The organism is [Mycobacterium] manitobense (assembly GCF_025821665.1).
In the GTDB taxonomy this organism is placed as follows: domain Bacteria; phylum Actinomycetota; class Actinomycetes; order Mycobacteriales; family Mycobacteriaceae; genus Mycobacterium; species Mycobacterium arseniciresistens.
Genome location: NZ_JACKSJ010000247.1, coordinates 22,990 through 36,128 on the forward strand (window position 1 = coordinate 22,990; position 13,139 = coordinate 36,128).

The 13,139-nt window shown below is 70.0% G+C and carries 14 protein-coding genes; 12 read left to right on the forward strand and 2 right to left on the reverse strand.

The window, feature by feature from the left end; genetic code table 11:
• Positions 1-6: 6 nt before the first annotated feature.
• A complete protein-coding gene (gene rbpA / locus H7I41_RS27180; RefSeq protein WP_264015750.1) occupies positions 7-345 on the reverse strand; it encodes an RNA polymerase-binding protein RbpA in 339 nt (112 codons plus the stop codon).
• A 120-nt stretch (positions 346-465) separates the two neighbouring features.
• Between rbpA and H7I41_RS27185 the strand changes: the two genes are divergently transcribed.
• From H7I41_RS27185 to H7I41_RS27215, 7 genes are all read left to right on the forward strand, one after another.
• Complete coding sequence (locus tag H7I41_RS27185; protein WP_264015751.1) at positions 466-831, forward strand: hypothetical protein; 366 nt, start codon at positions 466-468, stop codon at positions 829-831.
• A gap of 104 nt (positions 832-935) precedes the next feature.
• Positions 936-1,628, forward strand: coding sequence for a hypothetical protein (locus H7I41_RS27190; RefSeq protein ID WP_264015752.1), 693 nt, complete (start codon positions 936-938; stop codon positions 1,626-1,628).
• Between the two features lie 159 nt (positions 1,629-1,787).
• On the forward strand, positions 1,788-2,564 hold the full coding sequence (locus H7I41_RS27195) for an ABC transporter permease (protein ID WP_264015788.1): 777 nt from the start codon (positions 1,788-1,790) through the stop codon (positions 2,562-2,564).
• Positions 2,561-3,298 (forward strand): ABC transporter ATP-binding protein, encoded by a 738-nt coding sequence (locus H7I41_RS27200; RefSeq protein ID WP_264015753.1) that lies wholly within the window; start codon positions 2,561-2,563, stop codon positions 3,296-3,298. The genes H7I41_RS27195 and H7I41_RS27200 overlap by 4 nt, the downstream gene beginning before the upstream one ends.
• A gap of 23 nt (positions 3,299-3,321) precedes the next feature.
• Positions 3,322-4,356 carry an ABC transporter substrate-binding protein gene (locus tag H7I41_RS27205; protein ID WP_264015754.1) on the forward strand — a complete coding sequence of 345 codons (1,035 nt, stop codon included), beginning with the start codon at positions 3,322-3,324 and terminating at the stop codon, positions 4,354-4,356.
• Between the two features lie 2 nt (positions 4,357-4,358).
• Positions 4,359-5,483 carry an LLM class flavin-dependent oxidoreductase gene (locus H7I41_RS27210; RefSeq protein WP_264015755.1) on the forward strand — a complete coding sequence of 375 codons (1,125 nt, stop codon included), beginning with the start codon at positions 4,359-4,361 and terminating at the stop codon, positions 5,481-5,483.
• Between the two features lie 75 nt (positions 5,484-5,558).
• Positions 5,559-6,104 (forward strand): hypothetical protein, encoded by a 546-nt coding sequence (locus H7I41_RS27215; protein WP_308214660.1) that lies wholly within the window; start codon positions 5,559-5,561, stop codon positions 6,102-6,104.
• A 10-nt stretch (positions 6,105-6,114) separates the two neighbouring features.
• Here the strand turns inward: H7I41_RS27215 and H7I41_RS27220 are convergent, their stop codons facing one another.
• Positions 6,115-6,822, reverse strand: a complete 708-nt coding sequence (locus H7I41_RS27220) for a hypothetical protein (RefSeq protein ID WP_264015757.1) — start codon at positions 6,820-6,822, stop codon at positions 6,115-6,117.
• A gap of 76 nt (positions 6,823-6,898) precedes the next feature.
• Between H7I41_RS27220 and H7I41_RS27225 the strand changes: the two genes are divergently transcribed.
• The 5 genes from H7I41_RS27225 (at position 6,899) to H7I41_RS27245 (ending at position 13,137) form a co-directional block, all read left to right on the forward strand.
• Positions 6,899-8,407: a carboxylesterase/lipase family protein gene (locus H7I41_RS27225; RefSeq protein WP_264015758.1), complete on the forward strand. Its 1,509-nt coding sequence runs from the start codon at positions 6,899-6,901 to the stop codon at positions 8,405-8,407.
• A gap of 54 nt (positions 8,408-8,461) precedes the next feature.
• Positions 8,462-10,405, forward strand: a complete 1,944-nt coding sequence (locus tag H7I41_RS27230) for a primary-amine oxidase (RefSeq protein WP_372503810.1) — start codon at positions 8,462-8,464, stop codon at positions 10,403-10,405.
• Between the two features lie 47 nt (positions 10,406-10,452).
• Positions 10,453-12,453, forward strand: coding sequence for a DUF7064 domain-containing protein (locus tag H7I41_RS27235; protein WP_264015760.1), 2,001 nt, complete (start codon positions 10,453-10,455; stop codon positions 12,451-12,453).
• Positions 12,454-12,539: 86 nt separating this feature from the next.
• Entirely contained in the window at positions 12,540-12,869 is a 330-nt protein-coding gene (locus tag H7I41_RS27240; RefSeq protein ID WP_264015761.1) for a YnfA family protein, read from the forward strand.
• A 58-nt stretch (positions 12,870-12,927) separates the two neighbouring features.
• Complete coding sequence (locus H7I41_RS27245) at positions 12,928-13,137, forward strand: hypervirulence associated TUDOR domain-containing protein (RefSeq protein WP_264015762.1); 210 nt, start codon at positions 12,928-12,930, stop codon at positions 13,135-13,137.
• Positions 13,138-13,139 lie beyond the last annotated feature (2 nt).

Consider the following 13,139-nt stretch of genomic DNA (forward strand, 5'->3'; position numbering starts at 1 on the left):
GGACGCTCAGCTGCCGCGGCGCTTGGACTTGATCAGGTCCAGGCGCTCCTTGAGCAGCTCTTCCAACTCGTCGACCGAACGCCGTTCGAGCAGCATGTCCCAGTGGGTGCGCGGGGGCTTCACCTTCTTGGGCTCCGGCACGTCACCCTCGATCAGGGTGCCCTCCATACCGTTGCGGCACAGCCAGGTGCCGGGGATCTCGGCGTCGTCGGCGAACGGGACGTCGAACTCCTCGCCGTTGTCGGTTCGGTAGCGAGCCACCTGACGCGGCGCCAGGTCGTGGTTGCGGTCCGTCTCGTAGCTCACGGCTCCGAGGCGACTGCCTCTCAGGACGCGATCAGCCATCGTCAACACTCCTCGATGTGTAAGTTGCCGGATCATCAACGCGGTCGGTGCCCGTTGAGTTCCCGACTCGACCCCCAGGATACCGGGAACCGCGCCGTGGGCCGTCTACAGTCGACCACCGTGGGGCCTGAAGTGCGTAGCCGCGAGCATCGCGACGATGTCAGACGTCGCCGTCTGCAACCCTGCCGCTGGTGCGGCCGCGAGGTGGCCGACGCCGGGATGGGCAGGCGGCGCCAGTACTGCAGGCAATCCTGCCGTCAGCGCGCGTACGAGCAGCGGGCCATGGTCAAGGGCAGCGCGGTCGCGCCGGATGCCGTGGTGCTGACCGCGGACGAGGCCGCGCAGCTCTCCGACCGGGTCTACCAGGTGCGTTGCGCCGCAGAGGATGTCGCGATCGCGCTGGACGAGGGCGCCGAGTCCGACGAGCTGCGCAAGCTCTGTGACGCTCTCGTGCGGGCGGCCAAGGCGGCCGACGGCTGGCGCTAGTTCGGCCCCGCGGGCGCGGGGTAGCAGTGCTGACCCGTCTGTAGGGCGGCTGCGCAGGCGCCGGTTTCCGCCCGCGATCAACAAGGGCGGGGGATGCTGAGCACATGCTCACGCACCTGCGCGCACTGCTGGTGAGCATCGGCGGGCTGCTCGCGCTCGGTCTCGTGGCGTGCTCCGGCGGGTCGTCGCCCGAGGCTACCGGGCCGTCGGTCGTGGCGACGTCGGCCACCACCTTCCCGCCCTCGGGCACCTACATCGCCGACATCACCAGGGACGGCAGGGCGATGAGCATCGGGATCTCCGTCGACGGCTCGGACATCGCCGCCTACGCGTGCAACGGCGCCGACGACGAAGCATGGTTCTTCGGCAGCGAGTCCACCGGCCGCATCGACATCGACTCCCGCTTCCGCGACACGCTCGAGGCCACATTCGACGGCACCGACGTCGAGGGCGAACTGACCGTGGACGGCGTCGCGTACCCGTTCGTCGCCACTCCGGCGCAGGCGCCGGCGGGGGTGTACACCGCCGATACCGGTGGCGTGCGCTCGACGTGGGTGCGCCGGCCCGACGAGTCCGCGATCGGCGTCCAGTACAGCGGCGGTGTCAGCGATCACGACCTCGAACAGGCCGACCGGCAGCGGCTCGCGGCCGAGCAGTTCCGCACGCAGGTGCGCAGCCGGCGTCAACTGCAGCAGGCCGCGCAGCTGGTGGTGCTGGACAACGGCACGATGGGATCGACGATCAACGGACGGGCGGTGACGCCGACCCTGGTCAGCGGGAGCTTTCGGCTCGACTGACGACGCACCGCAGGCCGCCGGGGCGCGGATTCCGGCGTTTTCTTTTCCTCACCGCGAACAGAACCCTTACGCCGCTGCGATGTGCGCCCGTAGCGTCGGTTCACCGTGGCGAGTTCATCGGAGGTGGCGACTGCGCCGGGCGCGGTAGGCACGGCAGGCATCAGCGGGCGCACGAAAGGCGTTCGCGGCGAATGCAAGTGGGGTTTCGTCCGGCTGGCGTCGCCGCTGGTGCTGCTGCTGTTGTGGCAGCTGGGCAGCGCGCTGGGCCTCATCCCGCAGGACGTGCTGCCCGCGCCGTCACTGATCGCCGAGGCCGGCGTCGAGCTGATCGGCAACGGCCAACTGGCCGACGCGCTGCGGGTGTCGGGCATCCGCGTCGTCGAAGGGTTGCTGCTGGGCAGCGTCGTCGGGGTCGCGCTCGGTACCGCGGTGGGACTCTCCCGCTGGCTGGAGGCCACCGTCGACCCGCCGATGCAGATGGTGCGCGCGCTGCCGCATCTCGGCCTGATCCCGCTGTTCATCGTGTGGTTCGGCATCGGCGAACTGCCCAAGGTGCTGCTGGTGGCGCTCGGGGTGAGTTTCCCGCTCTACCTCAACACATTCTCCGCCATCCGCCAGGTGGACCCGAAACTCTTCGAAACCGCTCAGGTACTGGGATTCTCGTTCTGGCAGCGGTTCCGCGACATCATCGTCCCCAGCGCCGCGCCCCAGGTGCTGGTCGGCTTCCGGCAGTCCCTGGCGATCGCGTGGCTGACGCTGATCGTCGCCGAGCAGATCAACGCCGACAAGGGCATCGGCTTCCTGATCAACAACGCCCGCGACTTCCTGCGCATCGACATCATCATCTTCGGGCTCGTCGTCTACGCACTGCTGGGCATCGGCACCGATGCCATCGTCCGCGCTCTCGAGCGCCGAGCATTGAGGTACCGCACATGACCATCGCAAGCGAACGCCGCACGCAGACCGCGGGTGAGCTCCGCCACGTCGACAAGTGGTACGGCGACCATCATGTGCTCAGCGACGTCTCGCTGCACATCGCCCGCGGTGAGATCGTCGCGCTGATCGGCCGCAGCGGCTCCGGCAAGTCGACGGTGCTCCGGGTGCTGGCCGGGCTGTCCACCGATCACACCGGTGAGCGGGTGGTGGCCGGGGCGCCCGCGCTGGCGTTCCAGGAACCGCGGCTCTTCCCGTGGCGGGACGTGCTCACCAACGTCGTATACGGGCTGACGCGGCAACGCCTGTCCCGCGGCGAGGCGAACGAGCGGGCCCGGCGTGCGCTGGCCGATGTCGGCCTGGCCGACCGCGCCGGTGTGTGGCCGTTGACGCTCTCGGGCGGTCAGGCACAACGCGTTTCGCTGGCTCGGGCCCTGGTCGCCGAGCCGGAACTGATGCTGCTCGACGAACCGTTCGGCGCGCTCGACGCGCTCACCAGGCTGAGCATGCGCTCGCTGCTGGTCGACCTGTGGCGTGAACACGGATTCGGGGTGCTGCTGGTCACCCACGACGTCGACGAGGCCGTCGCGCTGGCCGACCGCGTGCTGGTGCTCGACGACGGAAAGGTGGCGCACACCCTCGAAATCGACGAGCCGCGCCGCCCGCCGGGCGAATCGGCCGCCCACACCGAGCATTACCGCGCCGAGCTGCTCGACCGGCTCGGCGTCATCCGCTGACGACTTCGACTGAGGAGACGACCATGCCCAGACCCCGGCCGATCGTGGTGCTGCTCGCCGCGCTGACGGCGCTGAGCCTGCTCGCCGGCTGTGTGTCACGCGAGGAGTCATCCGGCGCGCAGCAGGCGCCGGAGACCGTCCCGCTGTCCGAACTCGCCGGTGTCACCCTGCACATCGGCGACCAGAAGGGCGGCACCCAGGCGCTGCTGACGGCCGCGGGAGCACTGGAGAACCTGCCGTATGCCGTCGAGTTCTCGACATTCACCTCGGGCCCGCCGCAGATCGAGGCCGCCACCGCGGGCAAGATCGACTTCGCGATCACCGGCAACACCCCGCCGATCTTCGGCGCCGCGTCCAACGCGAAGGTGAAGATCGTCTCGGCATACGACGGCGGAGGGTTCGGCGACCAGATCCTGGTGCACGCCGATTCGCCGCTGCAGTCGATCGGCGACCTGCGGGGCAAGAGCATCGCGGTCGCCAAAGGCAGCTCCGCACACGGCCATACGTTGGTCCAACTGGACCGGGCGGGGCTGACGCCCGCCGACGTCAAGCTGGTGTTCCTGCAGCCCGCCGATGCGCTGTCGGCGTTCACCCAGCGCCGCGTCGACGTGTGGGCGGTGTGGGACCCCTACACCGCACAGGCCGAGACGGAACTGCCCGTGCGCAGCATCGCCCGCGCCACCGGCGTCACCAACGGCGCCGGCTTCGGCGTGGCGGCCGACGCGGCGCTGGCCGACCCGAAGCGCAACTCGGCGCTGAGCGATCTGCTGGTGCGCTACGCCAAGGCCGTCCGCTGGGCGCACGACAACCCCGACGAGTGGGCCACCCGCTACGGCGAGGACGTCGGCCTCGACCCTGAGGTCGCGAAGCTGGCGCAGGGCCGCAGCCTGCGACTGCCCTTCGACCTGTCAGATCAACTCGTGGCGTCCGAGCAGGAGATGGCCGACCTCTTCGCGAAGTCGCAGCAGATCGCGTCGGCCCCCGACTTCTCCCGCTGGGTCGACCGCCGCTACGGCGACGTGCTTGCCCCGCTCTACATCGACCGCAACAAGGAGTGAAGATGCCCACCCCAGCTGCAGCTCAACCGCCGGCTTCGCCTGCGAAATTCTTCTGGTTCCTGCCCACCAACGGCGACAGCCGCAACATCGTCGGCGCCTCGCACGCCTCGTCGCACCACACCGTGCCCGCCGGGTACCGCGAACCCAGCAGGCGCTACCTCGCCGAGGTGGCCCGCGCGGCCGACCGTCTCGGCTTCGAGGGAGTGCTCACCCCGACCGGAACCTGGTGCGAGGACGCCTGGTTGACCGCGGCGGCGCTGCTGTCGGAGACCGAGCGGCTGAAGTTCCTGGTGGCGTTCCGCCCCGGGCTGGTGCCGCCGACGCTGGCCGCCCAGCAGGCCGCCACCCTGCAGCGATTCTCCGACGGCCGCGTCCTGCTCAACATCGTCAGCGGGGGAGACGACCTCGAGCAGCGGCGGTTCGGCGACTGGCTGGACCACGATCAGCGCTACGCCCGCACCGGCGAGTTCCTGCACATCGTCAGCACGCTGTGGCAGCAGGAGTCACTGGACTTCTCCGGCGACCACTACCGGGTCGCCGACGCCCGGGTGTCGGCGCCGCCGAACCCGTTGCCCGGCATCTACTTCGGCGGTTCGTCGGCCGCCGCGCTGCCGATCGCCGCGCAGTACGTCGACGTCTACCTGACCTGGGGTGAGCCCCCACAGGCGGCAGCCGCCAAGATCGAGCGGGTTCGCGCGCTGGCCGCCGAGCGCGGGCGCACCATCCGCTTCGGCATCCGGCTGCACACCATCAGCCGCGACACCTCCGCGGCGGCATGGGCCGTCGCCGACGAACTCGTCGGCCAGCTGACACCCGAACAGATCGCGAAGGCCACCGCCCTGCACTCGAAGTCGGAATCGGAAGGGCAACGGCGGATGACGGCGCTGCACGGCGGGCGGGTGGACCAGCTGGAGATCTACCCGAACCTGTGGGCGGGGGTCGGGTTGGTGCGCGGCGGCGCGGGCACGGCGCTGGTCGGCAGCCACGAGGAGGTCGCGAACCTGATCGTCGAGTACCACGCGCTGGGCTTCGACGAGTTCATCCTGTCGGGCTACCCGCACCTCGAGGAGGCGCACTGGTTCGCCGAGGGTGTGCTGCCGCTGCTGCGGCGCAAGGGCGTGGCCTGACCTGAGGACGCACCGCGGCGCCGCTGCTCGTACTCTGCGGTGACGATGGATGAATGGTTTGAGCACAGCCCTTTCGTGGGGTTCGCACCCTGGATTCTGTACTGGGTGGTGGCCGGCAGCTCGAGCACCTGGCTCTACGGCGGTCTGTGCGCGGTGATCGCGGCGTTCATCCTCGGGGTGTCGATGCGCGTCGGCGGTCCCCGGTTGCTCGAGGTGGTGACGATCGTGTTCTTCGTCGCCGTCACCGTCGCCGGCATGGTCACCGGTGCCACCGACATGGACTGGATGGACGTCTACTCGACCACGGTGTCCAGCGGCGTGCTGGCCGTGATGGCGTTCGGTTCGCTGGCGTTCACCCCGTTCACCGAGCAGTACGCGCGTGACTTCACCCCGCGCAGCGACCGGGAGAAGGCTGCGTTCCGGCGCACCAACCAGATGCTCACGCTGATGTGGGGACTGGTGTTCGCGCTCATCGCGGTGCTCGGCTTCGTCGCGGCCGGTGCCCCGTCGACCGCGCACTGGACCAACTGGGTGATCCCGGTGGTGGTGATCGCCGGTGCGGTCGGGATGACGAACACCTATCCCGAGAGGGTGCAGGCGCGGCTTCGCACCACCGACTAGGTGCGGTGGGTCATTCCGGGCAGCTGTACCGGATCCCGATGTCGGCCGGCGGGCTCACCTTCTTCAGGCAGCCGAACGGCTCCACCCCGGCGTCGCTGAGGCGGGCGGCCGTCTGGTGGGCGTAGTTCACACAGAACAGGCCCGCGGGGTCGGCGCGGCACCGGAAGTCACCGAAGGCCAGCGACCGGCCGTAGGGCAGTGCGGCCCCGTCGCCCCGCCCGAACGGGCCGGGATCGCCGTGCACCGACCCGACGTCGAGTGTCGGGCCGGTGAAATCCACCCAGTCGCCGATCCACTGGCCCGCGATGTCGGGCGGGGCCGGTGGCGGGTCGGTCAGCCGGACCAGGCAGTCCAGCCCGCCGTCGGACTGCGGATCGGTCATGCACCGCGTCGCGCCCGACGGTGTGGTGAACGCGACGGCATCGCCGAGTCGTGACACCTCGCCGTCCCGGGTCGCCTCGTGGAAACCGCGCACTTCGGTGGGCGTTCCGGCCGCGACGAACGCGATGACGTCGCCGATCGCGGAGCCGGCGAGCGGCGCGCCCACCGGCGGCTTCGACGTCGCAGTGGGGGTGGGCGGGACGCTCGCGCGCGACGTGGGCGACGGCACCGACAATCGGGAACCCGACGGTGCCCCGGACTCGCCGTCCTGCCCGCCGCACCCTGCGCAAACCCCCGCCACCAGCACAGACGCCGCGATCAACACAGCAATCCGCATGCAGCCAGGCTAGCGGGCCGAAGCGGTGGGGCCCGTCAGGCGCGGCGAACGGCGGTTCGTTCGCTACGGTCGGTGAATGCACGAACACACAGTCCGCGCAACGATCAGCACCGGCACGATCGAGGGCTTCACCCGTGACGGCGTGCACCGCTGGCGGGCTGTCCCTTACGCCCAGCCGCCGGTGGGCCGGCGGCGGTTCCGGGCGCCGTTGCCCGCGCAGCCGTGGCGCGGTGTCCGGCACTGCCACAGCATCGGGTACTGCGCACCGCAGCAGCGCAGGTACACCCTGGTCGGGGTCAACAAGTACCAGCCGATGAGCGAGGACTGTCTGACGCTGAACGTCGTTGCGCCGCAGTCGCGGCCCGACGGGCCGATGCCGGTGATGTTCTTCGTCCACGGGGGCGGCTACCTGCTCGGCAGCTCGGCGACACCGCTCTACGACGGTGCGGCGATGGCGCGGCGGGGCTGCGTCTACATCTCGGTGAACTACCGGCTCGGGGCGCTGGGCTGCATGGACCTGTCGTCGCTGTCCACGCCGGAGAACCCGATCGACGGCAACCTGTACCTGCGCGACCTGGTGATGGCGCTGCGCTGGGTGCGCGACAACGTCGAGGTGTTCGGCGGCGACCCGGACAACGTGACGATCTTCGGCGAGAGCGCCGGGGCGCACGCCGTCGCGACGCTGCTGGCCGTGCCGCAGGCCAAAGGCCTTTTCGCGCGGGTCATCTCGCAGAGCCCGGTCAGTGGCATGGTGCGGTCACCGGAGGCCGCCGCCACCTTCGCCGACCAGTTCGCCGGGCTGCTCGGCGCGCGACCGCAGGACGGGGCCGCCGCGCTGATGGCGGCCAGGCCAAGGGAGCTGGTGACCGCGCTGGAACGGTTGCTCACCCGAGGCACGGACGACCTGCCGGGAGCGTTCGCGGTCGGCCCGGCGTTCGGCACCGACTACCTGCCCCGCGATCCGGTCGAGGCGATGCGCGAGGGCACCGCCCACCGGGTGCCCCTCATCGTCGGCAACAACGCCGAGGAGGGCAAGCTGTTCACCCGGTTCCTGCAGCTCCTGCCGACGTCGGAGGCGACCATCGAGCTGCTGCTGGCCAACTCGGACGCCGAGCGGCGCGAACGCATCACGTCGGCCTACCCCGGCTACCCGAGCCCGTCGGCGTGTGTGCGGCTCGGTGGCGACTTCGCGTTCGGCACGGCCACCTGGGAGGTCGCCGAGGCGCATTCCCGGCACGCGCCCACCTACGTCTACCGCTACGACTATGCGCCCCGCACGTTGCAGTGGTCCGGGCTCGGCGCCACGCACGCCATGGAGCTGCTCGCCGTGTTCGACACCTACCGCACTCGGCTGGGGTCGTTGCTCACCGCGGCCGCCGACCAGCGGTCGGCCCGCCGGGTGAGCCGGGACGTGCAGCGGCGCTGGCGCGCGTTCGGCCGCACGGGTGTGCCGGGAGAGGACTGGCCGCTCTACACCGCCGACCAACGCGCCGTGCGGGTGTTCGACCGAAAGCCTCGGATCGAGTTCGACCCCGACGTCGACCGCAGGCAGGCGTGGGAGGGCTTCAGCCTCGCGGCGCGCTAGCGCCGAGCACATCGAACGGCTGCGGGGCGCCGCCGGATGTGATTGCGTGATCGCGTGCATCCCCTGGATCCCCTGGCCGCAGACGAATTCGAGGCGGTGTCGGCGATACTGCGCCGCGACACCGACGTCGACGACGGCTGGCGGTTCGCGTCGGTCGAACTGAGCGAACCGGACAAGGCGGAGCTTCGCGAGTTCGCTGCCACAGGCATCGCGCCACAGCGCCGTGCCACGGTGATCTGCCTGCACCGGGCGACCAACTCCACGTACAAGGGCGTGGTGTCGCTGACCGAGGGCCGGGTGGATTCGTTCACGCACCTGCCCGGCGTGCAGGCCAACTTCACCGTCGACGAGTTCGCCGAATGCGACCGGATGCTGCGCTCGCATCCGGATCTGGTCGCCGCCCTGGCCCGTCGTGGCATCACCGACCTCGAGCTCGTGTTCATGGACACCTGGACGTACGGAAACGCCGTCGCCCCAACGGAATTCCGTGACCGGCGGATCGGCTGGTCCGACACCTGGCTGCGCGGCGCACCGGGTGCCAATCCCTATGCGCACATGGTCAGTGGGCTGCACTGCGTCGTCGACCTCAACGCCATGTCGTTGCTCCGGATCGAGGACACCGGCCCGTTCGCCGGCGGCGCCGAACCACCGGACGTCATGGGCGAATACGCCCCGGCCCACGTCCCCGAGCGGATCAGGGCGGCGTGGCGCCGCGAGCCACTGGCGCCGCTGCACATCACCCAGCCGCAGGGAACGTCGTTCCGGCTCGACGGCAATCTGCTGCAGTGGCAGAACTGGTCGCTGCGGATCGGGTTCAACCACCGGGAGGGAATGACGCTCCACACGGTGTCCTACCGGGACGGCGACCGCGACCGGTCGGTGGCGCACCGGCTTTCGTTCGCCGAGATGGTGGTGCCGTATCGGGATTCGTCGCAGGATCACTACCGCCGCACGGCGTTCGACATCGGCGAATGGGGCCTCGGCTTCATGACGACGTCACTGGAACTGGGCTGTGACTGCCTCGGCGAGATCCGCTACCTGGACGCCGTGCTGCACGACAGCCGCGGCGTGCCGTACACGATCACCAACGCGATCTGCATCCACGAGGAGGACAACGCGGTCCTGTGGAAGCACGTGGACCACGATGCCGGCGCCGAGGTGCGACGGATGCGGCGGCTCACAGTGTCGTTCCACGTCACGGTCGCGAACTACGAGTACCTGGTGTACTGGCGGCTCTACCAGGACGGCAACATCGAGTGCGAGGTGCGTGCGACCGGGATCATGGTCACCACCCCGCTCGCCCCCGGCCAGCCCCACCCGAACGGCACGCTGGTCGACGACCGCACGTATGCACCGTTCCACCAGCACTTCCTGGTGGCCCGGCTGGACCTCGACGTCGACGGCGGCGAGAACACCGTCTACCGCACGGAGTCCTACGCCGAGCCGATGGGGCCCGCCAACCCCTACGGCCTGTCGGTGCTGCTGCGCGAGGTGCCGTTGCTCACCGAGGCCGACGGCAGGCAGGACGTCGACTTCGCCTCCCAGCGCGGCTGGAAGGTGGTCAACACCAACGTCGTCAACGGACTGGGCACCCACCCGTCCTACAAGCTGATCCCCACCGGGGCGCTCCCACCGATGTTCGACCCGGCGTCGCCGGTGCTGCGCCGCGCCAACGTGATCGGCCACACCCTCTGGGTGACACCGAACAGTCCGGACGAGCGCTGGCCTGCAGGCGAATTCGTCAACCAGTCGGAGACCGACACCGGGCTCGGCGAGTGGACGAAGGCGAACCGGTCGATCGACAACACCGACGTGGTGCTGTGGTACGTATTCGGCATCCACCACATCACCCGGCCGGAGGACTGGCCGGTGATGCCGGTCGACGTGGTGTCGTTCTGGCTCAAGCCCTACGGCTTCTTCGACCGCAACCCCGCGCTCGACGTGCCCGCAGCACCACCGCAGCACTGCCACACCCCTTCCACCAGCGCGCCGCACTGATTGACACCCGTCAACAGTGTGATCCACCCCACTGCTACGTTCATCCGGTGGACGCACGTGACGACCTGGTGATCGAACGGCCGGACGACCTGACCGCCGACTGGCTGACCACGGCGATCGGCACGGGACGCGTCGCCGGCTTCTCCTTCGAACGCATCGGCACCGGCCAGATGAGCGAGTGCTACCGCGTCTCGCTGCAGTATGCCGACGACGTGGCGCCGGGCCCGGAGTCGGTGGTGCTCAAGGTCGCCGCCACCGACGCCAACAGCAGGCAGACCGGGCTGGCGATGGGACTCTACGAACGCGAGGTGCGGTTCTACACCGACATCGCCCCGCGGCTCGGCGGCCCGGTCGCGCCCTGCCACCACACCGCCTACGACCCCGCGAACGGAACATTCCACCTGGTGCTCGGCGACGCGGCGCCCGCCGTCGTGGGCGACGAGATCCGCGGCGCGACAATCGAACAGGCGACCCTCGCCCTAACCGAACTGGGCCGGGTGCACGGGCCGCTGCTCGGCGACCCCACGCTGGCCGATGCGGACTGGCTCAACCGGGAGTCGCCGATGAACCAGGGCCTGATCGCCGCGCTGTGGGCCGGCTTCGCCGAACGCTACGCCGAGAAGATCCAACCCGGACACCGCGAGGTGTGCGAACAGCTGGTGGCGAGCTTCGACGCCTATGTCGCCGAAGAGGCCGCCGCGCAACGTGTCGCGGGTCTGGTGCACGGCGACTACCGGCTCGACAACATGCTGTTCGGTCAGGCCGGCGCCGACCGCCCACTGACGGTGGTGGACTGGCAGACCGTCACGTGGGGCCCGGCCTTCACCGACGTGGCGTACTTCCTGGGCTGCGCCCTGACGGAGTCGGCGCGCCGCGACCACTACGACGCCCTGCTGCGGGCGTACCACGAGGCGCTCGGACCACAGTCGACCGTCAGCCTCGACGAGGTGCGCGACGGCGTCCGGCGGCAGAGCTTCTTCGGGGTGATGATGGCGATCGTGTCGTCGATGCTCGTCGAGCGCACCGACCGCGGCGACCGCATGTTCATGACCATGCTCGCGCGGCACTGCTCCCATGTGCTCGACACCGGCGCGCTCGACGTGCTGCCGTCGGCGTCACCGCCGGAAGCCCTGCAACCGTCGGCCGGCGACGAGGGCGGGCACCCGCCGGGTGACGAGGAACTGTGGAACGAGAGCTGGTACTTCGACGTCGTCGACGCCGGCCAGGGCGTCGGCGGCTGGGTCAGGGTCGGCCTGTACCCGAACCGGCGCACGGCCTGGCTCAACGCGCTGATCTGCGGGCCCGACATGCCGACCATCGCCGTCCTCGACTTCGAAGCGCCACTGCCCGAGGATCCGTTCCTGGCGCGCGGTGACGCCGTCGAGATCTCCATGGCGGCCGACGAACCGCTGCGCCGCTTCCGGGTGACCGTGCGGGGCAGCGGCCAGGCGTTCGACGACGCCGGCGCACTGCTCGAGGGCGCCGAGGGCCGTCCGGTCGAGCTGACGATGGACCTCACCTGGACCACTGCCGGCACGCCCTACCAGTACCGCATCACCCCTCGATACGAGATCGCCTGCACGGTGTCGGGCACGATCACCGCCGAGGGCCGGACGGTGACGCTGCGCGATGCGCCCGGGCAGCGCGACCACTCCTGGGGCGTGCGCGACTGGTGGTCCATGGACTGGGTGTGGAGTGCGCTGCACCTCGACGACGGCACCCATCTGCACGGCGTCGACCTGCGCATCCCCGGGACGCCGCCGCTCAGCGTCGGCTACGTGCAACCGCCGGGGGCGCCGCTGCAGGAGACCACGACGGTCACCGCCCAGGCGACGTTCGCCGACAACGGCCTACCCGTCACCACCACGCTGACCATGTCGCCCGGCGACGTGGACGCCACCGTCGACCTGCGCGGTTTCGCGCCGGTGCGGCTGACCGCCGACGACGGCCGGGTCAGCCACTTCCCGCGCGCATGGGCGACGGTGACGCTCACCGACGGCCGTACCGGCGTCGGCTGGCTGGAGTGGAACCGCAACCTCAATTCGTGAGCGCTGGTTCCGCGAGTGCGCGTGTCTGCGGCCCGACACGCCGTCAATCACCGACAAACGTGCACGCTCGCGGCAGGCTGACGGGCATGGTCGTGGCCAAGTCGGTGATGTTGTTCGTGCTCGCGGCGCTGCTGGAGATCGGTGGCGCCTGGCTGGTCTGGCAGGGCGTGCGGGAAGACCGCGGCTGGTGGTGGGTCGGATTCGGAGTGATCGCCCTCGGCGCCTACGGTTTCGTCGCGGCGTTCCAGCCCGACGCCCAATTCGGCAGGGTGCTGGCGGCCTACGGCGGCGTGTTCATCGCCGGCTCGCTGGCGTGGGGGATGGTCGCCGACGGTTTCCGCCCAGATCGGTGGGACATCACCGGCGCCGCGGTGAGTCTCGTCGGCGTCGGCGTCATCATGTACGCGCCACGCTGAAATGTGACGAATCCCGGACGCCGCGAATGACGGCGGGGCCGACGGGTACCCGCCGCTCATGAGCAAAGAGTTCAAGAAGGGCGATAAGGTCAGCTGGCAGAGTCACGGCAGTACCGCCGAGGGCACCGTCGAGGAGAAGATCACCTCGGAGAAAGAAGCGGCCGGCCGCAAGGTCAAGGCGTCGAAGGACGAGCCGCAGTACCGGGTGAAGAGCGAGAAGAGCGGTAACGACGCCGTCCACAAGCCGGGCGCGCTGAAGAAGAAGTGACC